17 protein-coding genes are annotated in these 22723 nt (G+C 64.7%); 5 read left to right on the top strand and 12 right to left on the bottom strand.

Features of this window, described 5'->3' with window-relative positions:
- Positions 1–12 precede the first annotated feature (12 nt).
- From J2X38_RS07125 to J2X38_RS07105, 5 genes are all read left to right on the top strand, one after another.
- Positions 13–1677 (top strand): MFS transporter, encoded by a 1665-nt coding sequence (locus J2X38_RS07125; protein ID WP_310252610.1) that lies wholly within the window; start codon positions 13–15, stop codon positions 1675–1677.
- Between the two features lies 1 nt (position 1678).
- Positions 1679–2851: an HlyD family secretion protein gene (locus tag J2X38_RS07120; RefSeq protein ID WP_310252608.1), complete on the top strand. Its 1173-nt coding sequence runs from the start codon at positions 1679–1681 to the stop codon at positions 2849–2851.
- Positions 2848–4254 (top strand): efflux transporter outer membrane subunit, encoded by a 1407-nt coding sequence (locus tag J2X38_RS07115; protein WP_310252606.1) that lies wholly within the window; start codon positions 2848–2850, stop codon positions 4252–4254. The genes J2X38_RS07120 and J2X38_RS07115 overlap by 4 nt, the downstream gene beginning before the upstream one ends.
- A 384-nt stretch (positions 4255–4638) precedes the next feature.
- Positions 4639–7347: a TonB-dependent receptor domain-containing protein gene (locus tag J2X38_RS07110; protein WP_310252604.1), complete on the top strand. Its 2709-nt coding sequence runs from the start codon at positions 4639–4641 to the stop codon at positions 7345–7347.
- A gap of 410 nt (positions 7348–7757) precedes the next feature.
- Positions 7758–8156: a hypothetical protein gene (locus J2X38_RS07105; RefSeq protein WP_310252603.1), complete on the top strand. Its 399-nt coding sequence runs from the start codon at positions 7758–7760 to the stop codon at positions 8154–8156.
- Positions 8157–8240: 84 nt separating this feature from the next.
- On the opposite strand, the gene J2X38_RS07100 is transcribed toward J2X38_RS07105, so the two are convergent.
- From J2X38_RS07100 to J2X38_RS07045, 12 genes are all read right to left on the bottom strand, one after another.
- Positions 8241–8612, bottom strand: a complete 372-nt coding sequence (locus J2X38_RS07100) for a pentapeptide repeat-containing protein (RefSeq protein ID WP_056368368.1) — start codon at positions 8610–8612, stop codon at positions 8241–8243.
- Positions 8613–8871: 259 nt separating this feature from the next.
- Complete coding sequence (locus J2X38_RS07095; protein ID WP_310252600.1) at positions 8872–10857, bottom strand: serine hydrolase domain-containing protein; 1986 nt, start codon at positions 10855–10857, stop codon at positions 8872–8874.
- Between the two features lie 2 nt (positions 10858–10859).
- Positions 10860–12146 carry an amidohydrolase family protein gene (locus tag J2X38_RS07090; RefSeq protein WP_310252598.1) on the bottom strand — a complete coding sequence of 429 codons (1287 nt, stop codon included), beginning with the start codon at positions 12144–12146 and terminating at the stop codon, positions 10860–10862.
- A 28-nt stretch (positions 12147–12174) separates the two neighbouring features.
- Positions 12175–13185 carry a dipeptide epimerase gene (locus J2X38_RS07085; RefSeq protein ID WP_310252596.1) on the bottom strand — a complete coding sequence of 337 codons (1011 nt, stop codon included), beginning with the start codon at positions 13183–13185 and terminating at the stop codon, positions 12175–12177.
- A 21-nt stretch (positions 13186–13206) separates the two neighbouring features.
- Positions 13207–14640 (bottom strand): serine hydrolase, encoded by a 1434-nt coding sequence (locus tag J2X38_RS07080; RefSeq protein WP_310252593.1) that lies wholly within the window; start codon positions 14638–14640, stop codon positions 13207–13209.
- Positions 14641–14644: 4 nt separating this feature from the next.
- Positions 14645–15484, bottom strand: coding sequence for an amidohydrolase family protein (locus tag J2X38_RS07075; protein WP_310252591.1), 840 nt, complete (start codon positions 15482–15484; stop codon positions 14645–14647).
- A 3-nt stretch (positions 15485–15487) separates the two neighbouring features.
- Positions 15488–16270, bottom strand: a complete 783-nt coding sequence (locus J2X38_RS07070; protein ID WP_310252589.1) for a hypothetical protein — start codon at positions 16268–16270, stop codon at positions 15488–15490.
- A 44-nt stretch (positions 16271–16314) separates the two neighbouring features.
- Complete coding sequence (locus tag J2X38_RS07065; RefSeq protein WP_310252587.1) at positions 16315–17394, bottom strand: alpha/beta hydrolase; 1080 nt, start codon at positions 17392–17394, stop codon at positions 16315–16317.
- Positions 17391–18548: a hypothetical protein gene (locus J2X38_RS07060; RefSeq protein WP_310252585.1), complete on the bottom strand. Its 1158-nt coding sequence runs from the start codon at positions 18546–18548 to the stop codon at positions 17391–17393. The genes J2X38_RS07065 and J2X38_RS07060 overlap by 4 nt, the downstream gene beginning before the upstream one ends.
- The gene (locus J2X38_RS07055; protein ID WP_310252584.1) at positions 18545–19591 is read right to left on the bottom strand and encodes a DUF1611 domain-containing protein; all 1047 of its coding nucleotides are present in this window, start codon (positions 19589–19591) and stop codon (positions 18545–18547) included. The genes J2X38_RS07060 and J2X38_RS07055 overlap by 4 nt, the downstream gene beginning before the upstream one ends.
- 171 nt (positions 19592–19762) lie before the next feature.
- On the bottom strand, positions 19763–21742 hold the full coding sequence (locus tag J2X38_RS07050) for a serine hydrolase domain-containing protein (protein WP_310252582.1): 1980 nt from the start codon (positions 21740–21742) through the stop codon (positions 19763–19765).
- Positions 21743–21961: 219 nt separating this feature from the next.
- A complete protein-coding gene (locus J2X38_RS07045; RefSeq protein WP_310252580.1) occupies positions 21962–22627 on the bottom strand; it encodes an XRE family transcriptional regulator in 666 nt (221 codons plus the stop codon).
- Positions 22628–22723: the final 96 nt, after the last annotated feature.

The raw sequence follows: 22723 nt of genomic DNA, 5'->3' as shown, positions 1-22723 counted from the left end.
GCCTGACCCGCTATGGCGGAATATGTCTTCAAACCCCACGAGCGGCCGACGCTTCCGGGATCGCCCGCCAATCCCGATCATCCGACCGCGCGCATGGTGCGCCATTTCCTGATCGGCTGCCTGATCGGGATCACCGGCGGGCTCGGCAACGCGCTGGTCACGGTCAACCTCAACTTCGCGCAAGGGACGCTCGGGCTCAACAGCGACGAAGCGGCGTGGCTGACCGCCGCCTATTTCATGACCAACGTCACGGCGAACCTGCTGCTCGTCAAATATCGCCAGCAGTTCGGGCTCCAGCCGTTCATCCGCTACACGCTCGTCGCCTATGCCGTGACGACGCTGATGCACCTGTTCATCCACGATTTCTGGACGTCGGTCGCGGTGCGCGCGATGAGCGGGATTGCGGCGAGCGGCCTCTCGACGCTGACCATCCTCTATTTCTTCCAGGCGCTTCCGGCATCGAAGCGGCTTGCCGCGGTGATGATCGGCATCTGTATCCCGCAGATCGCGACGCCGCTCGCGCGCGTGCTGTCGCCGGGACTGCTCATCTGGGGCGACTGGCACAATCTCTACTGGTTCGAATTCGGGCTCGCGCTGGCGACGCTGGCCGCGGTGATGGCGCAGCCGCTGCCGCCGAGCGAGCGCGAAAAAGTGTTCGAGCCGCTCGACTTCCTGACCTTCTTCCTCCTCGCGCCGGGACTATGGCTGCTGATCGCGGTGCTGTCGCAAGGGCGGATCCAATGGTGGACCGAACGGCCGTGGATCGGCTGGTCGCTGGCGGCGAGTGTCGCGCTGATCGCCGCCGCGGTGCTCGTCGAACATCATCGCCGGAACCCGCTCATCAACACGCGTTGGCTCGGCACGCGCGAGATGCTCCGGCTGATCGCGGTCGCCGCATCGGTCCGCATCCTGCTGTCCGAACAGGCGTTCGGCTCGGTCGGATTCCTCAGCACCGTGGGCATGATCAACGACCAGATGGTCACGCTGAACCTGATCGTCGTCTTCGCGTCGATCGCCGGCCTCGTGACCGCGGTGTTGACCTTTCGTCCCGACAATCTGTCGCGGCCGATCATCATCGCGGTCGTCCTGATCGTGATCGCATCCTTCATGGATGCCCATACGACCAACCTTACCCGGCCAAGCCATTTCTATCTCAGCCAGGCGCTGATCGGCTTTGCCTCGCTGCTCTTCCTTGCGCAGGCGATGGTGATCGGCATCGCGCGGACCCTGCTCGCGGGCGGCAAGAATTTCATCAGCTTCGTCGTGATCTTCAGCATGAGCCAGAGCATCGGCGGTCTCGCCGGCGGCACCCTGCTCGGGACGTTCCAGACGGTCCGCGAGAAATATCATTCACACGAGCTGGTCCAGAACATCGTCGCGAGCGACCCGCTGGTCGCGGCACGGCTCGGCGCGGGCAGCCGCGTCGTTGCCGGGACAATCGGCGACCCGGTACTACGCACTGCCGAGGGCGCCGCGCTGCTGAGCCAGCAAGTCACGCGCGAGGCGCATATCCTTGCGTATAATGACGTATTCCTGCTGGTCGGGGTGCTCGCGATCTTGACGGCACTATGGGGTTTCATGATCAGCTGGTCTATCCGGCGGCGAAACGAACCGTCGCCGGTGATATTATTGGCCCAGCGTCTGCAGGCGCAGGCACAAGCTCGACAGGGGCAATAGGATGAGCGACAAGCCCAAGGCGAACACGCCGAAACCCGAACCGGAAACGGTAACGCAGCCTGCCGAAGCGGCGGACGCCGCGCCTCCCTCCGATCCGCAGATCGACGCGCCGCCATCCTCCTGGCGGCCGCCCGACAAGACGCGCACGACGGTGATTGTCATCATCGCCTCCGCGGTACTGGCGATCCTCGCCATCCTCTACGCGTGGGACCTGCCGCCTTTCGCCGGCGCCTCGGAAGAGACCGACAATGCCTATGTACGCGGGCGCGTGACGATCATCAGCCCGCAGGTCAGCGGCTATGTCACGCGCGTGCCCGTGCAGGATTTCGCCGAGGTCAAGGCGGGCCAGATCCTCGCGACGATCGACGACCGCATCTATCGCGCGCGCGTCGCGCAGGCCGAAGCCAATGTCGCGGCGCAGCAGGCCGCGCTCGCCAATTCGGCGCAGGCGCAGCGCTCGCGCGAGGTCGCTACCGACAGCCAGAATGCCGGGATCGCCAACGCGCAGGCGCAATTGACCAAAGCCGACGCCGACATGCGCCGCGCCCGCGCGCTCGTCGCCGACGGCTCGATCTCGACGCGCGAGTTCGACCAGACGCGCGCGGCGCTGCTCGCGGCGCAGGCGGCGCTACAACAGGCGCGCGCCAGCCGCGCGATCGGGACGCAGGACGTCCGCACCGTCGTCGTCGGGCGCGCCGGGCTCGAAGCCGCAGTCGAATCGGCGAAAGCCCAGCTTCGCCTCGCGCAGATCGATCTCGACAACACGGTCATCCGCGCGCCCGCCGACGGCCAGCTGTCCGAAATCGGCGTGCGCGTCGGCGCCTATGTCACCGCCGGAACCCAATTGCTGTCGGTCGTCCCGCACCATGTCTGGGTCATTGCGAACTTCAAGGAAGCTCAGACCGGCGATATGGCGATCGGCCAGCGCGCGCGGTTCAGCGTCGATGCGCTGGGCGGCGCCGAACTGACCGGGCGGATCGAGAATCTGTCGCCGGCGGCGGGGTCCGAATTCGCGGTGCTCAAGGCCGACAACGCCACGGGCAATTTCGTCAAGGTCGCGCAGCGCATCGCGGTGCGGATCAAGATCGACGAGAAACAACCGCTGGCGGCGCGGCTGCGGCCCGGCATGTCGGTCGAGGTCCGGATCGACACACGCGGCGGATCGAAGCGATGAAGGCCCTGCGGCTCGCGCCGATGGTCGGGCTGGCGGCGGCGCTCGCCGCTTGCGCCGGGCCGAACGTCAGGGCGACCGGCGTGGCGCCCGTCACGCCGCCGCTGGCATGGCGAACCAACGCCGATCCCGCCGCGCCGTTGCCGCGCGACTGGTGGCGCTCGTTCGGCGATCCGACGCTCGCCGCGCTGGTCGACAAGGCGCTGGCCAATAACAGCGACATCGGCGTCGCGGCGGCGCGCGTGCGCGAAGCGCGCGCCAATTTCGCGCTCGCGCGGGCACAGACGCTGCCGACGATCGATGCGGCGATCAGCGGCGGGCGGTCGCGCTCGGTCAGTCCGTTCGGCCAGCCGTCCGAACAGAATTTCGCGCAGCCGCAAATCCAGGTCGCTTATGAAGTCGATCTGTTCGGCCGCCTCGCCGACCAGAAATCGGCGGCGCGCGATAGCTGGTTCGCGAGCGAAGCGGCACGCGATGCGGTGCAACTGTCGATCGCCGCCGCGGTCGCGAGCAGCTATGTCTCGCTGCGCAGTCTCGATGCGCGGCTGGAGGTCGCGCGCGAGACGGTGCGCGCGCGGTCGGAATCGCTGCGGATTGCGAAATCGCGCGTCGGGCGGGGCTATTCGCCCAAGCTCGAGCTTCAGCAGGCGCAAGCCGAATATGACGCGACGGCGCAGATCGTCCCGCAGATCGAGCTCGCCATCGCGCGAACCGAGGACGGCCTCAGCCTGCTGGTCGGCGACACACCCCGCGCGGTCGAGCGCGGCTCGGCGCTCGACCGGCTCGCGGTGCCCGCGGTTCCCGACGGCCTGCCGTCCGAACTGCTGCGCCGCCGTCCCGACGTCGCGCAGGCCGAATATCAACTCGCGGCGTCGGACAAGAATCTCGCCGCGGCGCGCAAGCGCTTCCTGCCGCAGATCCGGCTGACCTCGGCAGCGGGCGCGGCCTTTTCGACGCTGATCGGCGACCCGATTTCGATCTGGTCGGTCGGCGGCAGCATCCTTGCCCCGATCTTTCAGGGCGGCAGGCTGACCGCGCAGGCCGAAGCCGCGGGCGCGCAGCGCGATCAGGCAGCGTTCGTCTATCGCCGCACCGCGCTGACCGCATTTCGCGAAGTCGAGGATGCGCTCGCCGCGGTCAGCCGGATCGACGCGCAGATCGCATTCGCGCAGTCGCAGCGCGATGCGCTGGCCGAGGGCCTGCGGCTCGCGACCAATCGCTATCGTGAAGGCTATTCACCCTATCTGGAACAGCTCGACGCCCAGCGTGGCCTGCTCGGTGCCGAACTGTCGCTGATCCAGCTCCGCGCCGACGCGCTCGCCGCGCGCATCCAGCTGTTTCAGGCGATGGGTGGCGGTTGGACGAACTGCAGGGCGTCCGAATCGCCCTGCACGCCGGCGCCTTGACGCCTCGTCTCGTTTGAATCGAAACGGCCGCTAACGCTCGCGCGCCGCGCGCGGTGTTGCTGCGCCCCGCCGCTCGCCCGAACGGGGCAGCCAGCGAAATGGATCATAAAGATCCGAAAAGATGCCGGTTGAAGAATCCGGATTTTTGAAACATGGCTCTTGGCGCAAAAACGCGCTGATTCATAGGATTATCGACCCAAGTCGTTCGACTTTCCCACGACATATTTTCTATTATTGAAAATTATGTCTTGATTGGGGTTGATTTTTCAAAAAAATCCGACTTTATAGAAAATCGCAAACCCGAGGATCGCAGGAGCCTCGCGGTAAAAAACATAAGCGAGCACCGGACAGCGAAATTGCCGTCCACAGGCGAAGGGGATAATTATGAAGTTCGTTCAATCCGGCTTGTATGCGGGCACCGCCCTGTCGATGCTGGTCAGCCTGAACCCGGCCTATGCGCAGTCCGCCGACACCGCGACCGACGTGATTTCAAACGAGGAAATCGTGGTCAGCGGATCGCGCATTCAACGCGAAGGCTTCGATGCACCGACCCCGACGACGGTAATCGGCGAGGCTGAGCTGGCGCTGGGCAACCGCCCGAGCATCGCGCAGGTGCTGAACGACACCCCCCAGTTCCGCGCAACTTCGACGCCGTCGACGACGCCCGGCAACACGAGCAGCGGCGTCTCGACCGCCGACATGCGCGGCCTCGGGTCGGTCCGCACCCTCACCCTGCTCAACGGGCACCGCTTTGCCGGCGCCAACGATCTCAACATCGTGCCGCAAAGCCTGGTCAAGCGGATCGACGTCGTCACCGGCGGCGCATCGGCGGCATGGGGCTCGGGCGCGGTCGCGGGCCTCGTCAACATCATCCTCGACGATGATTTCACCGGCTGGCGCATGGGCGTCCAGAGCGGCATCTCGTCGCGCGGCGACGCGGCACGTTATGGCGCCGACATCGCTTGGGGCACCGATTTCGCGGGCGGGCGCGGTCATTTCATGGTCGCGGGCGAATATATGAACGAACGCGGCGCGCTCAGCCGCGACGACCGCCCCAACCTCGAGGCGGGCCTGTTCCAGCGCGCCGACAACAAGCTCGAACTGGTGCGCGATCCCAATTCGACTCAGCTGTACAACGGCGGCTCGATCCTTGGTCTCACCGGCGCGCCGCGCAATCTGGTTTTCAATCCCGACGGCAACATCGGCGCCTTCCCGCTCGGCAGCGTGACGAACGGCGTCACGACGATCGGCGGCGGCGGCCAGAACATCTTCGACTATGTCGCGGTCAGCACGCCCTATGAGCGCGTCAACCTCTTCGCCCGCGCCAGCTATGACCTCACCGACTCGCTGAAGGTCTGGGCCAATTTCAGCTATCACCGCATGTCGGCGGACTATAGCTTCTTCCCCGAAACGCCCGCCGTGGTCATCATGCCCGACAACGCCTTCCTGACGCAGGCGAACCGCAATCAGCTCGCCGCCGCCGGCGTCGCGGGTCCGTTCCTCCTCGGCCGCGTCATGGACGATGTCGGCGCCGACGGGGTGATGAAGTTCAAATACAGCCGCCGCAACCTCGAGGGCGCGATCGGGCTCGACGGGAGCTTCGGCGACGGGTGGAAATATGACGCCTATTATAATCATGGCGAAATCCGGCTCAACCAGCAGCTCAACAACCAGCGGATCAAGTCGCGCTTCAACAATGGCGTTGATTCGGTCCTGGTGAACGGCACGCCGACGTGCCGCATCAACGCCGATGCCTCGACGACCAACAACGACCCCAATTGCGTGCCGATCAACCTGTTCGGCAATGGCAGCATTTCCGACGAAGCGGCAGCGTGGGCGTTCGGCGGTTCGCAGCTGATTTACACGATCAAGCTCGATGCGGCGGGCGCCAGCGTTTCGGGTCAGCCCTTCTCGACCTGGGCCGGCCCCGTCGACATCGCGTTCGGCACCGACGTCCGCTGGGAAAAGCAGGTCACCAACTTCGTCGACCCGCTGTCGCTCGCCAATGCGCTCGGCACGCTCAATTCGTCGGCGACGAACGGCAGCTTCAACGTCAAGGAAGTCTTCGCCGAAGTGAACGTGCCGTTGCTCGACATCACCGACACGCTGAAGCTCGAAATCAACGGCGCCGCGCGCTATTCGGATTACAGCACCAGCGGCGGGATCTGGTCGTGGAAGACCGGCGGCACGCTGCGCGTCGTCAACGACCTGCTGCTGCGCGCCGTCTATTCGCGGGATATCCGTTCGCCCAGCATCACCGAATATTTCCTCAATCGCTCGACCAACATCGGCACCGTCTTCGATCCGTTCCAGGGTCAGAACGGCACGGTGCAGAACAATGTGGTCGTCTATGGCGGCGGCAACAAGCTCCTGACGCCCGAAATCTCGCATACGCTGACGCTCGGCGGATCCTACTCCCCGTCCTTCGCGCCTGGCCTGCGTCTGTCGGTCGATTATTACGATATCGACATCGACAATGTGATCACGACGGTCACCGCGAACGATCTGCTCAAGCAGTGCTTCGCCAACGCTCCGGGCGATCCAACCTGCAATGGCATCGTCGTCCGCGAAGCGAACGGCACCATCGGATCGATCACGAACGGGTATCGCAACCTCGCCAATTACCGCACCCAGGGCCTCGATATCGAAGCGTCGTACCGCATGCCGTTGGGCGACGGGAACCTGTCGTTCCGCGCGCTGGCCAACCATGTCTTCAACCTGAAGATCAATGGCGCGGACGTGTCGGGTTACGTTGGCGGCGACACGGCCTTCTCGACCCCGAAATGGCGCGGAACGGGCACGATTGCCTTCGACAACGACAGCTTCGGCGCCAATCTGCGCGTCCGCTACGTCGACGGCGGCCTCGACCGCCCGCTGACGGTCGTGAACGGGGTCGCCGTGCCGATCGTGAACAACAAGGTGGGCAGCCGCACCTATGTCGATCTTGGCGCCCAGTTCAAAGCGGGGCCGTTCACGCTGTTCGGCAACGTCAACAATCTGTTTGACCGCGATCCGCCGATCACGCCGTACACCAGTCCCAATTTCGACGTGATCGGCCGCTATATTTCGGGGGGCGTGAAGCTGAGCTTCTGACCCGTCTCAAAAGCTAGTCCCGGGGGCAGCGGTATCGGTGATACCGCTGCCCTTTTTCTGTGTCGGAATGGCGATTTCGAAGCGTAATCGAGGTCGCCCACCGTCATCGTTGGTTGGATCCGGGATCCGGTCGGCGCAAGGACCGTGCAATTCCAAAGTTCAGTAAAGTTCAGCCCTGTGCGCGCCCGTTTTGGACCTCGCGGCGTGCTCGACGCCGCCACGCCCCCGCCGTAGTCGCCGGGCAGCGACCGCCTTTATCCACCAAATGAAAGAGCCGGGATAAAGGCTGGCACAGCCGGATAATGTAGGAAAGGCCTATTTGAAGGCGACGCCTGCTTTGGGGTGGTTTGCCGACCGCCTGCTTTGTGGCTTATAGCCTCGGCAAGCTGACGCTGTATCGGAGGGGGTGAATGGATCAGGAAATGCGAACCATGGGGGCTGAGCTTCGTCGAAAAGCACCCCCGGAAGCCGTCGACTGGCTCATCCAGCATTTCCCGATAGAAGGTGATAATTGGGGAAAGGCAATTACTCTGCTTGAACATGCCTCATTTCCCAAGCGGGAGGCCGCGCAACTCGCGACCTATTACTTGAGCCGCGCGCCATACGCTTCAGATCGCACCTATCGTCTGTTCGCAAAATTTCTGGGGCTTGCTGGGATGTTGGAAATCCTCGGGAGGTTATCGCCGCAATTCGGAGAGAAGAGCGAGTTGCTTCTCTATCATCTCAACCCATTGCTAGAAGAGGCGACGAGCGAGAACGATCAACTAGCCGTGTCAGCTTTTGTCGCCAATTTAAACGCCAGCGAATGACCAACATTGGTCGTTAGCCGCCAAAGCGGCTAATTCGGAACCGCGCTACCAAGACGGTGGAACGCAGCTATTGCCGGGCCTGCCTTACCAGTCGGGCTTCTCGCCCGTTCCCAAGGCGTCACTGAAGTAAAAGGCCCCGGTGAAATCGGCACCTTCCATATTGGCGCCGGTGAAAACCGTTGCGCAAAGTGCTGCCCCTCGAAAGTCAGAGCCGGACAGGTCGGCACCCGAAAAGTCGCAAGTTTTCACGTTGGCATGGACGACCGCATTTTTAAGAGAAGCGTTACGGAAAGATGCGACTACGAAGCAGTCGATGATCTCAATATTGTCAAGATGGGCGCCTACCAGAGCGTCTGAACCATCATCGCAAACGTCCAGATTATGGAAACGTCGCTGCCCCGACACATATCTAAGCAGCAACTCAGACTGCGTAATCTCTTCATGAACGACAATCATCCTGCCAGCATAGGCCCGTTTGACTGTTCATCAACCCTGCCTCCAGCGTGGTGTGAGCATTGTCGCCGCCTGACCGAGCCAAACGTCCGAAATCGGTCGTTTCCCGACGCAATCATTCTCGACCGCGCTATGTGTCTCGTTCCACTCGATCCAGGATGCCGAGGATAAAAAACCTCCCCGTCGCGCGGCGACGGGGAGGTTGCAGAACAGAGCGCTGACGGAGAAGCCCGGCCGGGCCCTCCCCATGCGAATTATGCCGTCAGTAATTCACCGTCATCGCGATCAGGCCAAAGGTCCATGCGACATAGAGCGGCATGATCGTCGCGAAGAGCAGGAGCAGCGCCCAGAGGGTGCGGAACCAGCCGCGTTTCTCCTGACGGACGATGCGGAAGTTCCATGCGGCCAGCACAACCCCGCCGACGAGGACGATCAATCCGGCAATCTGGAGGAACCACAGCCAAGGATCATAGGAGGGCAGCGCCTTCAGTTTCGACATGCTGATCACCCACGCCGCGACCAGCGCGAGCACCAGCCCTGCCCCAACGCGGACGCCGCGATAGACACGCAGCGAACGGCGATCGAGCGTCAGCGGTGCCTTGTAATGGCGGCGGATCAGCGCCGCGATCGGCCACTGGAGCAAGGTGATCAGCAGGACGCCGAGGCTGATGTACATCGCGGGCATGATCCACCCCGCCGATTTCGACGCGGGGGCGCGGTCGAACACCATGAAGGGCGAGATGCCGTCGATGCTCCAGCGCACGACCTTGCCGCCCACCACCTGCGCGGCGAGCCGGCCGTGGCCGTCGGCATTGTGCCAGACGAACGGGGCGGTCTCGACCCATTTCGCGGGCTTGCCGTTGAGGTCGCGCCCCGCCGGGACGATGAGTTCGCCCTTGGGACCGACGCTGATCTTCACCTGTCCGAAGAGCGAGGCGATCGCGTAGAAATTCGTTTCGGCGCGGCGGCTGTTGAGCCAGTTGCCCGCGAGCATCCTGGCATGTTCGGCCGAGGTTTTCGCATCGACGCGCGTCGCAGGCATTTCGTTGCCCGGAAGATAGCGATCGGCGAAATCCTCGAATAGCGCACGGCGCACCGGACCGACCGACGCCTGCTCGCCCGTCGCGTTGAACGACATATAGATGCCGATATTCTCATTCGTGAACAGGTGCAGCGCGGTGTGGAACAGCTGCGTATCGCCGAGGTGCGCGATCACTTGGCGGCCGTTGATGTTGGTTTCGAAGAAGCCGAGTTCCATGCGATTGAGCGGCGGCAGGATCGTGAGCGGCGTGTCGTGCATCATCCGCGCGGTTTCGGGCTTCATCAGCCCCGCGCCCTGGTTCAGATGCGCGATCATGAATTTCGCCATGTCGGCGCCGGTCGAGGAGAGGCCGCCCGCGGGTGACGGGCCGACGATCTCGAACTTCGAGGGCCCGGCCGAAAGCTGGCGATAGCCCGTCGCCATCCACGGCGCGAACGCCTTGGGCAGCGGCTGGCGGAAGGTCGACTGCGCCATGCCGAGCGGCTGGAAGATGCGCTGCTCGACATAATCGTCGAACGGCATTTTCGTGACACGCTCGACGATATAGCCCGCGAGCGCGGTGCCGTAATTCGAATAGGAAGGCGTCGTTCCCGGCGTGTAGATGCGGTTCGGAATGCCGCCCTTCACCAGATCGCCGAGCGGGATCTGGAATTTCTTGTCCTCGAACATGGTGAGCTTGCCATGTTCCTCGAAGCCCGCGGTGTGCGTCATCAGCTGGCGCATCGTGACGGGCTTGCCGTCCTTCAGCGGGATTTTGAAATCGAGATAGGTATTGACGTCGGCGTCGAGGTCGATCTTGCCCGCCTCGACCTGCTGCATCACCGCGGTCCAGGTGAACAGCTTCGACACCGAACCGGGACGGAACAAAGTGCGGGCGGGATCGACCGGGGTGCGCTTGGCGGCGTCGGCATAGCCGAATCCGCGCTGCGTCAGCACCTGGCCGTCCTTGACCACGACGATCACCGCACCGGCGAGGTCGCCGCGCTTGAGTGCGAACGGGACGAAGCCGTCGAGCCAGCTGTCGACGTCCTGCTTGGTCAGCGTTGCTGAGGGTGCGAGCGGGGTCGTTACGGGCGGCGCTGCCTTTTGCGCTTCTGCCGCCGGTTTCGGCGCGAGAACCGGCGCCAGCGGCGTTGCGGGCTTCGTCGCCGCCGTGCCGAGCATCATGGCGAGCGGCAGCAGCGCAAACAATTTGATCGAGCGCATTTTCATTCCCCTGCCGCCCGCACGACGACGCCGCGCGCCATGACGAAGCCCATCGTTTCGAGGCTGCGTACATCGGTCAGCGGATCGCCCTTCACCGCGACGATATCGGCCGACTTGCCGGCGGCGAGCGTGCCGATTTCGGTTTCGAGCCCGGCATGCGTTGCCGCCCAGACGGTTGCAGATTTGATCGTCTCCAGCGGGGTCAGCCCCGCCTTCACCATCAGCGCGAATTCGCGGGCATTCTCGCCATGCTTCGACACGGCGCTGTCGGTCCCGAACGCGATGCGAACGCCGCCCTGATGCGCGCGGCGCAGGGCATCGACCATCAGCGGGCCGACGGTGCGCGCCTTGGCGCGAACCGGCGGAGGCATCCAGTCGGCGGTTTCGGCTTGCCGCGCGACGGTGTCGCCGGCGAGCAGGGTGGGAACCAGATAGCTTCCCTTTGCCTTGAACAGCCGGATCGATTCGGCGTCCAGATAAGTCCCATGCTCGACCGAATCGACGCCGGCGCGCAGCGCGGCATTGACCCCGTCGGTGCCGTGCGCATGCGCCGCCACCTTGCGCCCGAGGCGGTGCGCGGTGTCGACGATCGCGACGAGTTCGGCGTCGCTCATCTGCTGGCCCAGCCCCGCCGCGGTGTTCGACATCACGCCGCCGGTCGAGGCGGTCTTGATGACATCGGCGCCCTGTTGCACCGCCAAGCGTACCGCGCGTGCGCAGTCGTCGGCGCCCGAACAGAGCGTCGGCGCGCGGAACAGGTCGATGATTTCCTGGCGATAGCCGTGGATGTCGCCATGCCCGCCGTGCGCCGCGACGCCGCCCGCGGCGATGATCCGCGGCCCGACGACCTTGCCCGTCGCGGTCGCGTCGCGCAGCGCGTTGATCGCCTGCGGATCGGAACCGAGATCGACCACCGTCGTGAAGCCGGCGCGCACCGTGCGCTTGGCGAAGACGACGCCGTCGAATGCCTGATCGACCGTCGACTTGGTCACCGCGTCGAGGCGGCTCGTCGGGCTCGATTCAAAGGTCAGGTGGACATGGCTGTCGATAAAGCCCGGCATGACGAACTGGTCGCGAAGGTCGACGACATTGCCCTCGCCGACGAAACCGTCGCGGATTTCGGCGATCTTTCCGGCGGTGACGACAATCGTCTTGTTCGTTTCGACACGGCCGCTCGCGGGATCGGCGAGCAGGCGGCCGGCGTGGATGTATGTCGTCGCCGGTTCTTGTGCGGCGGCGGGCTGGATCAGCGCGACCAGCGCCAAGCCTGCGAATATTGCTTTTTTCACCCTGTCTCTCCCTGTCCCGATATCGCTCTCAGCTGACTTCGCGGCCCCAGATCGCCTCGCCGCACCATGCATCGCCGTCGGTATATTCGATTGACGGCTTGCGATCGTCCGCGAGGAAGATCGGGCCGTCGAGATCGACGATGTCGCAGAGCTGTCCGACAATGAACGCGGGCGCCATCGCGAGACTGGAGCCGACCATATTGCCGACCATTACGCCCAGCCCGAGTTCGCGCGCGCGATTGGCGATCGCCAGTCCCTCGGTCAGCCCGCCGCATTTATCGAGCTTGATGTTCACCACGTCGAACCGGCCGACCAGCCCCTCGACATCGCCAAGCGTCAGCGCGCTTTCGTCCGCCGCAATCGGGATCGGGCATTGGTAGCCGGTGAGGTCGGCTTCGCGACCGCGCGCCAAAGGCTGTTCAAGCAGTTTCACGTCAGCGGCGACCAGCGCTGCCACCAGCGCGTCGAGATCGCCGATCGCGAATCCCTGGTTGGCATCGACCCCGATCCAGCATTCGGGCCGCGCCGCGCGCACCGCCTGCACCCGCGCAATATCGACGTCGAGGTCGCCGGTGAGCTTGAGCTTGAGCGCGCGCGCCTGGGCATAGTGGCGCGCGCCCTCGGCCATTACGTCGGGATCGTCGGCGCCGAGCGTGAAGGTGGTGCGGAGCGGGCGCGGTTCGGCGAGGCCGGCGAGTTCCCATACCGAGACTCCGCTGCGCCGGGCTTCAAGCTCCCACAGCGCACAATCGAGCGCGTTGCGCGCGCCGCCCGCGGGGAGCAGCGTCTGCAGCTGGTCGCGCGTCACCCCGGCCTCGATTGCGCCGCGCACGCCTTCGATGGCGGCCGCCATTGCGGGCACATCGTCGCCGAGATAATAGACCCCCGACGCTTCGCCGCGCCCGCTGTGCTCGCCGTCCGAAAGCGTTACGAGGACCACGGGGGTGTCGGTGAAGACATGCCCCGAGATGCGGAACGGCTTGGCCAGCGGGAGCGATTCAATCGCGAGGTCGAGCGAGAGAGGGGTAAGCGTCGTCATCGAAATTGTCCTTCGGTCGGTTCAGGGCGCAGGGGCGGCGGGCGCGAGCGCCGCCGCGATCTGCGAGAGATATTTGTTCCAGTCGAACGCGTGGCCCTCGGGCGTCCAGCCGAGGCGGACGATCACCGCGTCCTGCGACGGGATCGCCGCGACGATCTGGAAGCTGTGCCCGCGCGCCATCACGGTATCTTCGGGCAGGCCGGGGTAGAGCTTTCGCCGCTCGCCTTCGGCGTGGTTCAGCCAGAGCTGCGCGCCATAGACGGGGCGCGGTGCGGCCTTTGTCGGCGTGACCGCAAAATCGAGCCATTGCTTCGAGAGTAACTGCTTGCTCCCCACCCGGCCCTGATTGAGGTGGAGCAACCCATAGCGCGCCCAGTCACGCGCAGTGGCATAGGCATAGGAACTGCCGACCTGCACCCCCGCTTCATCGGGTTCGATCAGCGCACTCGTCATGCCAGTGGGTTCAAACAACCGCTTTTGCGCAAAGCGCGTCATGCCTTCGAGCGTGCCGCCGGTCGCATCGAACACGATACGCGACAATATGTTGGTCGTCCCCGACGAATAGCTCCAGTTCGTGCCGGGCGCGTCCTTCAGCGGCAAAGCCGCCGCCATCGCGCCCATGTCGCCCGCCTCGAACAGCATCTTGATCGAGTCATTGCCGGGCACATAGCTTTCGCTGAAAGTCAGCCCGCTCGACATCGTGAGCAACTGGCGCAGCGTGATCTTCGCGCGCGGATCGCCCGCGCCTTGCCATTCGGGGACGGGCGCGGGTTCGTCGAGTTTGAGGGTGCCATCATCGACCAGCAGGCCGACCAGCGTTCCCATGATGCTCTTCGACGCCGACCAGCCGAGCAGTTCGGTGTTGCGGTCGAACCCCGGCGCATAGCGCTCGGCGACGATCGCCCCGCCCTGCACGACGACGATCGCGCGCGTGTCGGGATAGCCGCCCTTGTTCTGCTCTTCGAAGGCGGCGGTCACCGCCTTGTCGAGCGCGGCACGGTCGAGTTTCGCCTCGGCTGCGGCGGCAAGCTCGGCCACCGAGGCGTCGCCGATCGGCCAGGGCTTCGCGGCATTCCCGCGCGTCGGCTTGAGCTTTGCCGCTTGTGCGTCGAGCACGGTCGTCGAAACATCGCCGGTCAGCAGGGTGCAACCAGCGACAGGCCGGAACAAAGCGGTGCGCGTCGCGGCGCCGGGCGCCGATGCGGTGACGGTCCGCGCCTTGCGGTCGACCGCCAGCGTCACCGCCGTCATGAACGGCGCGAACGCGTGGATGTCGTCGCGCAGGACATCAGCCTCGGCGCGCTCCGCCACGAAGATGCTGGCGCACGCAATCTGCGCCGACACCGCAGTGCCGAGGTCTTCCGGCTTCGAAATTGCCGGAGCCGCGGCAAAGGCCGGAGCCGAAACGGCGAGCGCAAGACCGGTGAAGCAAAGGCTCGAAACTTTCCGCGCCATATCCTCAGACGCCACAGCTATGCCGCAGCACCGCGCCGGCCTTGGCGCCGGTGTGCTTGCCGTTCGCGATCGTGACGACGCCGTTGACGATCACCGTCTCGATCCCCGTCGGCGATGCGGTGGGCTTTTCCCAGCTCGCGACATCGTCGAGCTTGTCGAGATCGAAGACGACGATATCGGCGCGCATCCCGTCGCGGATCAGCCCGCGGTCGGTCAGCCCCATGCGCTGTGCCGGCCAGCCGGTCATCTTGCGCACCGCATCCTCGAGCGACAACACCGGGCGGCGCTTCACATATTCGGCGATGATGCGCGGAAAGGTGCCATAGGCGCGCGGGTGCGGCAGGCCGAGCGCGTCCATCTCGCCCGCCTTTTCCGACGCCGCGGCATCGCTGCCGATGCTGACCCACGGCTGCTTGATCGCGGTTTCGATGTCCTGTTCGCTCATCATGAAATAGAGCGCGACCGAGCGGTTCGGCAGCCCTTCGAGCAGGATATCCCACGCCACATCGGCCGGATCGCGGTTCAGCGCCTTGCCGATCTCGGCGAGGCTTTTGCCGTGATAGGGTTTGTACTTCTCGCTGAATCCGTTGGCGAGGCGGACATTGGCGAAGCCGCCCGACGCGTGGACGAGGTTCGACCAGCCGGGCATCGATCCCGCGGCGACTTCCTTCTTCATCCGCTCGCGCACCTTCGGATCGCGTAGCCGCTCGATCCCCTTCTGGACCCCGTCGGCCCACACCCAGCTCGGCGCGATGATCTCAAGCCCCGTGCCGCCGGCGGTGTAAGGATAAAGGTCCGCCGCGACATCGACGCCGCGCGCGCGCGCCGCATTGATCGTCGCCACCGCCTACGGCATCAGCTTGCCCCAGCCGGGGGCGTATGCGGCCTTCAGGTGGAAGATCTCGACCTTCACCCCGCCCTTTTCGCCGATCTCGATCGCTTCCTCGATCGCCTTGACCAGCCCTTCGCTCTCGTCGCGCATGTGCGTGGCGTAGAAACCGTCGCACTGCGCCGCGACCTTCGCCAAGGTGACGAGATCGGACGTGGTCTGGAAGCTGCTCGGCGGATAGATCAGCGCGCTGGTGATGCCGAAAGCGCCATTGTCCATCGCGATCTTGACCTCGCGGCCCATCGCCTCGAGCTGCGCCGGCGTCGGCTGCCCGGCGCCGTCACCCATCACCTTCACGCGCGCCTGCGTCGCCGAATAATAGGTGCCATAGTTGACCGATATGCCCTGTTGTTCGAGCGTCTTGAAATGCGCCGGAATCTCGGCGGCCTCGGCAGGCGGGCCGCCTTCGCCGGCGATGACGGTGGTCACGCCCATCAGCAGCTTGTTCTCGGCGGCGCCATTCTTGACGAGCACGCGCCCCGACTGGTCCATCATGTCGATGAAGCCGGGCGAGACGTAGCGGCCCTTCGCGTCGATTTCCTTGGCGCCACGCCCTGCAACGCGGCCGATGCGCACGACGCGGCCGTCCTTGACCGCGACATCGGCACTGACCCACGGGCTGCCCGCGCCGTCGAGCACGCGGCCGCCGCGGATCACGATGTCATATTCGGGCGCCGGGGTGTTCGCGGCGAGCAGCAGCGGCAGCATCGACATGGCACCCAAGAGGATCTTACGCTTCATCATTCATCTCCCTGTCGCCAGCCGGGGGACTGACGGTTTTGCTTTCATTTCTTTGCGGTCGCCTGCGCATCGGCGCGCACTTCGTCCACGACCTCGCGGACCGCGGCGATCACGACTTCGGGGCGGTCGACCTGGATATAGTGGGTCGCGTCGGGCACGATCTGCTGGCGGCCGCGCGTCGAAAATGCCGCCTGCTCGGTGTGGAGCGTCTTCCATTCCTGCTTGAAGCGCGCGCCGTCTTCGGCCTTCAGGCTCAATCCTTTCAGCTGCTCGGGCTTCATCGGAGCCATCGCGGTCAGCACGATCAGCGGCCGGTTTCCGAAGCTGTGAACCGCGCGCGCCTGATCCATCGTGCGATCGAAGCCGTCGAGTTCGGATGCCGACCCCCGTATCGACGTGCTGGCATAGGCGGCCGCTTTGACCAGCGCGTCGCCGAGCCTCTTGGTTTCGGCCGGCGTGCGAAGCTGCGGCTTGTCGCCAAGCGAGATGACGAAGCGGACGATGCCGGTCCACGCCAGCGCCTTGGCCGTGTGGATCAGCGTCGACGCGCGTTTCGGGTGAACGTCGATGCTTACGACTTTCCCGAGCCGCGCGATCTGGTCGGGGTGCGACGGATCGACCATCACCAGCCCGGCAACCTGTTCGCCATATTTGCCGACATAGGCCCGTGTGTAGGGACCGCCGATTGAGTGGCCGACGAGCACAAGCGGGTCAGATATTCCTGCGCCCTTCAGGAGCTTGTGCAGGTCCTCGGTCACAGCCGCGGCGTCCTGCGGCGTATCCTTGGCGTCGCTCCACATGATGCCCGCGCGGTCATAGGCGCAGGTGCGGGTAAACCCGGAAATCTCGTCATGGACCAGCGTCCAGTCGGTCGACCCGCCCGTACCGAGCCCCGATTCCAGAATGACCGTCGGCGATCCGGTGCCGCGGCAATCGATGTGCATCTTGCGTCCGCCGATATCGACGAGCTTGCCAGGGGGCGGATAGTTCGCGGCCGCGTTCTTGCGTCCCAGCGCTTCATAGATCGAACCCACGACGACGAGCAGGACCAACAGTATGAGCAGGCCCAGCAAGATGCGCTTCGTCCAGCGCCGGAACCGCGCCCAGCCAGTTGCTTTTGTCACGTCACATTCCCCTGAACGGCGGGTTGAAGCTCTTGTTTCTGGCTGCGAACCAGCCGGTACAGGCCGACCGTCAGCAGCGGCGCGACATAGACGGCGAGGAACACCCACGACAGAAAACGGTAGCCGCTGGCGATCAGCGTCACGAGCCCGAAACGGTCGGCAAGGAACATGCAGCCGACGAGCAGCGCGCCTGCGATGCCGGCGCGCGCCCGCTTACCGAGCGGCGCATGACCGCGCGACCGGCGCGCCGCATCGACCCGCTCGTTGATCGCGTGCACCGACCCCGCCCCGCTTTCGAGCAGCGCCGCAAAGATCATGAACTGGAACAACAAGTGGAACAGCGGCATGTCGAGCTGCCGCAGCATGAAATCGGACGGCAAGGTCTCGCCCATGATGCCCGGATAGAAAGCGATCATCGCAACAAAGAAGAGGATCGCGGGCGCCATCGCGAGCGGGCCGGCGATCAGCCCGGCGGTCACCGCGTCGCGCTGGCTGGTAAGGTGGCGGATCACCGGCAGGATTACCACCGCGCCGATGACGTTGTACCCCGTGTAAGTCAGTCCGCCGAGAATCCAGCCGTCAGACGGCGCGGGAATGGCGAAACGTGCCGCAATCTCGTCACCGAAACTGCTCAGCGCAAAGACCATGAACAGCGCGTAGACGCCGTAAAGCAGGAAAGAGACATATTTGAACAGCCCCTCGACCGACGCGTTTCCGAAGGCCACGAACAGCGCGATCGACGCCGCGAGGAACGCGGTTCCGGCGAGCGGCGGCCAGCCGAAGATCGACGCGCCAATCTCGCCCGCCGCGGCACCGAAGACCGCGAGGACCAGCGTCACGAGGAGGACGTAGCCGATCTCGAACAGGATCCACGCGCGGCCGAGTAGGCCTTCAAAAAAGCTGCGATAATCGAACGCGCCGATCGCCCGCGCGAACGCGAAGGTGGTTGCGCAGATGATGCTCCAGAGCACCATCGCCAGCACCATCGCGGCCAACCCGCCCCACGGCCCGCTCGGCAGGAAAAATTCCGCCAGCTCGCGCCCGGTGGCATAACCGCCGCCGATCACCACGGCCTTGAAGGCGAAACCCGGCAGCAGGAAACGCTGGAACCACGAGGATCCAGCCGCGGCTGCCGGGGTGGCCGCTGCGCTCATGCGAGGCAGCTATCCACCAGACGCGCGAAGGCTTCGCCGCCGCGGATCGGGTCGGCAACGGGGAGACCGAGCCGTTCGCTTTCGGCCGCCATCAGCGCAATGGCCTCTTCCTCGCCCAGATGCGACGTGTTGTACGACAGGCCGGCGCAGCGGATCGCCGGATTGGTCCGACTACCCAGCCGCAAATTGAGATCGATCGTTTCCTCGATGCTCGGCAAGCGGTAGCCGGGGGAGCCCAAAATCTCTTCGCGGCCGGGTTCGTGGCATACGACGATCACGTCGGGCTGGCTTCCATGCAGCAGGCCGAGCGAGACCGCGGCATAGGCGGGGTGAAACAGCGACCCCTGCCCTTCAACGACATCCCAGTGATCGGGCGCCGCGTCGGGACTCACCGTCTCCGCCGCACCCGCCTCGAAATCCGAGACCACCGCGTCCATCGGCACGCCGCCGCCCGCGATCATGATGCCGGTCTGCCCCGTCGCGCGGAAATCGGCGTCGACACCGCGCTCGGCAAAGGCGCGTGCGAGGGCCAGCGCCGTATATTTCTTGCCCAGCGCGCAGTCGGTTCCGACGGTGAGCAGCCGCTTGCCGCTCCGCTTGCGCCCCGTGCCGACGGGCAGGCCCTTGGGCGGATGGCGCACGTCGATCAGCTGGCGACCGAGGCGCTGCGCGCGCGCGGCGAGTTCGGGCATGTCGGCCAGCCGCATGTGCATGCCGCTGACGATATCGAGCCCCGCATCGAGCGCCTCGAAGAGCGCGGGCATCCAGCTCTCGGGAATCACGCCGCCGCTGTTCGCGACGCCGATGAGCAGCGAACGCGCACCCCGCGCCTGCGCCTCTGCCGGCGCGAGCTGCTCCAGCCCCGCACTGACCGTCGCGCCCGGCAGGGCATATTCGCCCACGCATTTCTCGGGCGCCCAGTCGCGAAGACCGAAAGCGGTCTTCGCATAGCCGCGCACCGTCGTGTCCCCGAGGAACAGCAGATAGGGCTGGGGCAATTGCAATGCGCCGGCGGCGATATCGAGGGAAGTTTGAATGTTCACGTCTTTCACCAAAAATCCGAAGCGAGGCAGAATCCGGCGCCGTCGCGGCGCCGATCCTGCATCTGCTCCTGTTGACCTGTTTGAGACATTATTTTCAAATTTTGATAATTGCAATACGATTAGAGAAGTTTCTTTTGTTGGCGGGCCGGCGTGCGGCCCGCCAAACCCCGATCAGAAGCGGGTGCCAAAGCCGATCAGGTGGAAACCGACGCCTATCCACAGCAGAACGACAGCACTGAGCAGCAGCACGAGGCTCCAGAATTTCGCAAACCGGCCACGTTTGGACGTCCAGACATGCCGGATATTCCAGATCGCGCTCGCGAGCAGGCCGAGGAAAATGACGGGCGTTGCGATCTGGAGCGTGACGAGCGCCCAATCGAGTTCGCCGCTGAGCGACGAGAAATCGGCGAGCAGGCTGGTCGCGAACCATAGCCATCCGACCATCACCGCGACGGCCAGCGCCGCAAAGCCGCGCGTCAGCCGGTAGCTTTTGAGCGCGGCGGGCGCGAGGTCGGCCTTCACGCCATAGCGGCGACGCGCCAGCGCCGCGGCGGGCCAGGCGATCGCGGTCAGCAGGAGTGCGCCGAGGCTGGCGAGCATCGCGGGTGTGAGCCACGCGCTCGACAGATGCCAGGGCACGCGATCGAACGCGATATAGGGCGACGCCGAATCGACGCTGAAACGCACGACGCGGCCCTTTTCCACCTTTGCGGCGAGGCGTAGCTTGCCCCCCTGCTCGCGCCACACGAACGGCGCGATTTCCACCCATTTGCGCGGCTGTCCGCCGATGTCCGGCACGGCGTTCAGCCGGATGCCGCCGTCGCCATCGAGCGAGACCTTCGTCTGCCCGACCAATTCCATCGCCTTCAGAAAGCTCGATTCGAGCCGCCGCGTCTTGTTGTACGTGCCGACCATCATCCGCGCATGCTCGCGCGCGGTGGCCGCATCGACGCGGCCGTCGCGCTGTTCGAACGGAAAGTAGCGGTCGGCGAAGGCTTCGAACAAATAGCTGCGGATCGGCCCCGACACATTCTGCGTGCCCGCCGCGTTCATCGACATATAGATGCCGACATTTTCCTCCGGGAAGATCCAGAGCTGGCTGTGGAAATTGAGGCTGTCGCCGGCGTGCGAGAGCGCCTTGCGACCGTTGATATTCTGTTCATAGAAGCCGAGTGCCATACCGTTAAGCGGCGGGATCAGGCGCAGGATCGTGCCCTGCATCTGCGCCGCGGTCGCGGGCTTCATGAGAGCGCCGCCATCGGCGAGGTGCGCGAGCATGAAGCGCCCCATGTCGGCACCCGAGGCGGTCATCGCGCCCGATGGCGTGAGACTGCTGAGCTCGAACCGCCCCGGCTTGCCCGACCCGAGCATATATCCGCTCGCCATCAGCGGCCGCAGCGCCGCAGGAAGCGGCTGACGAAAGGTCGATCGCGTCATGCCCGCGGGCGCAAAGATGCGCCGCTCGACATAATCGTCGTAGGGGAGCCCCGACACGCGCTCGACAATGTAGCCCGCGAGCGAGGTGCCATAATTCGAATAGGCCGGCGTTGTTCCGGGCGCGTAAATGCGGTGCGGCACCTGCCGTTTCAGCGCGTCGCCGAGCGACGGGATTTTCTTCGGGTCATAGCTGTTGAGCCCGCGCTGCACTTCGTCGAAGCCGCCGGTGTGCGTCATCAGGTTGCGCATCGTGACCGGCTTGCCGCCGAAGGCCGGAATCTTGAAATCGAGATAAGCGTTGATGTCGCGGTCGAGGTCGATCTTACCCTGCTCGACGAGCTGCATCACCGCGGTCCAGGTGATCAGTTTCGACACCGACGCCTGCTTGAAAAGCGTGGTTTCGGGATCGACCGGCCGGCGCGTTCCGACATCGGCATATCCGAAGCCGCGCTGCGTCAGGACCTTGCCGTCCTTGACCACCACCACGACCGCACCCGCCGCATCGCCGCGCTTGAGCGCGTAGGGCATATAGCCGTCGAGCCACGCGTCGACGTCGCTCTTCACCATATCGGGAGCGGGGAGCAGGCCACCGCCGCCGCGCGTCTCCGCGACCGGCTTGGCTGCCGTTTGCGCCGCGGCTCCGGTCATCGGGGGCGCCATCAACCCGGCCAGCACCGCCGCAGCCAGCGCTGCGCATGAACCTATGAACCGCATTCATCCTCCCCTTTCCGATTTGGCCGACCGCACGGTCGCGTCATCGAAATTTCACTTTTTGAAATATTTTCAATTCTGGATATAGGCATCCTGAATGGAAATTTGTCAATGGGGGACGCGGCGCCGCGCCCGCAGTGCGGGAGGCGTGATTTCAAGATGGAAGAATTTTCTCCGAAGCGGCCGCGAAGGCCGATTACCGGAGGGCGCGGTGCTAAACGATTATTCGGCGTCGACGGGATGAAGCGCCGATTTCAGATCGGCATCGGTTGCCGAGCAGACCGACAGGATACGGCACGGCCCCTCGCCAACCGCGACATAGCCATGCCCCATCGACGCGTCGAAATAGGCCGAATCGCCCGTTTTCAGGTGCGATGGCGCGTACATGTCCGTGTGAAACTCGCATTCGCCTTCCAGAACGAGGACATATTCCTCGCCCGAGTGGCGCATCAGATCGCCGAAATCGTCGATCGACCGCACTTTGATGTCGATGATCATCGGATTGAGCGTCTTGTTGAGCAAATCCGCCGACGGATAGGTGTAGTTATACGTCGCCGTCTTGATCGAAGGCCCCTCGCCGGCGGGGGTGATGCTGCGCCGGCCCGTGGCGGTATGCGTGGCGGCCGGGATCGAGGTCGCCGCGGCGAAGAGCTGCGTGATATCGATTTCGAGACCCTGGCTCAGCCGCAGCAGCTTTTCGTAGCTGAGCGACATCTTGCCGGTTTCAATCTTTGACAAAGTTGAAACCGGAATGCGCGTGCGTTCGCTCACCTCGGCGAGCGTCCATCCCTTTTCGGTCCGCAGTTCGCGCAGGAATACGCCCGGATTGCCGTCGACGGCGGTCCGCCGGTCGCCGCTGGTCGGAATGGGCTGACGCGTTGCCGGCATCGGTGTCCTTTCAATCGATTTTCTCATCTAGCATATATTTGCGCATTTATCGCATCGATCAAGCCGAACGGCACAATCTGTCGGAACAATCGGCAA

The sequence above is a fragment of the Sphingopyxis sp. BE235 genome (genome assembly GCF_031457175.1).
Classification (GTDB): domain Bacteria; phylum Pseudomonadota; class Alphaproteobacteria; order Sphingomonadales; family Sphingomonadaceae; genus Sphingopyxis.
Note: the sequence above shows the minus strand (reverse complement) of the source record. Positions and strands in the feature narration are given on the sequence as shown.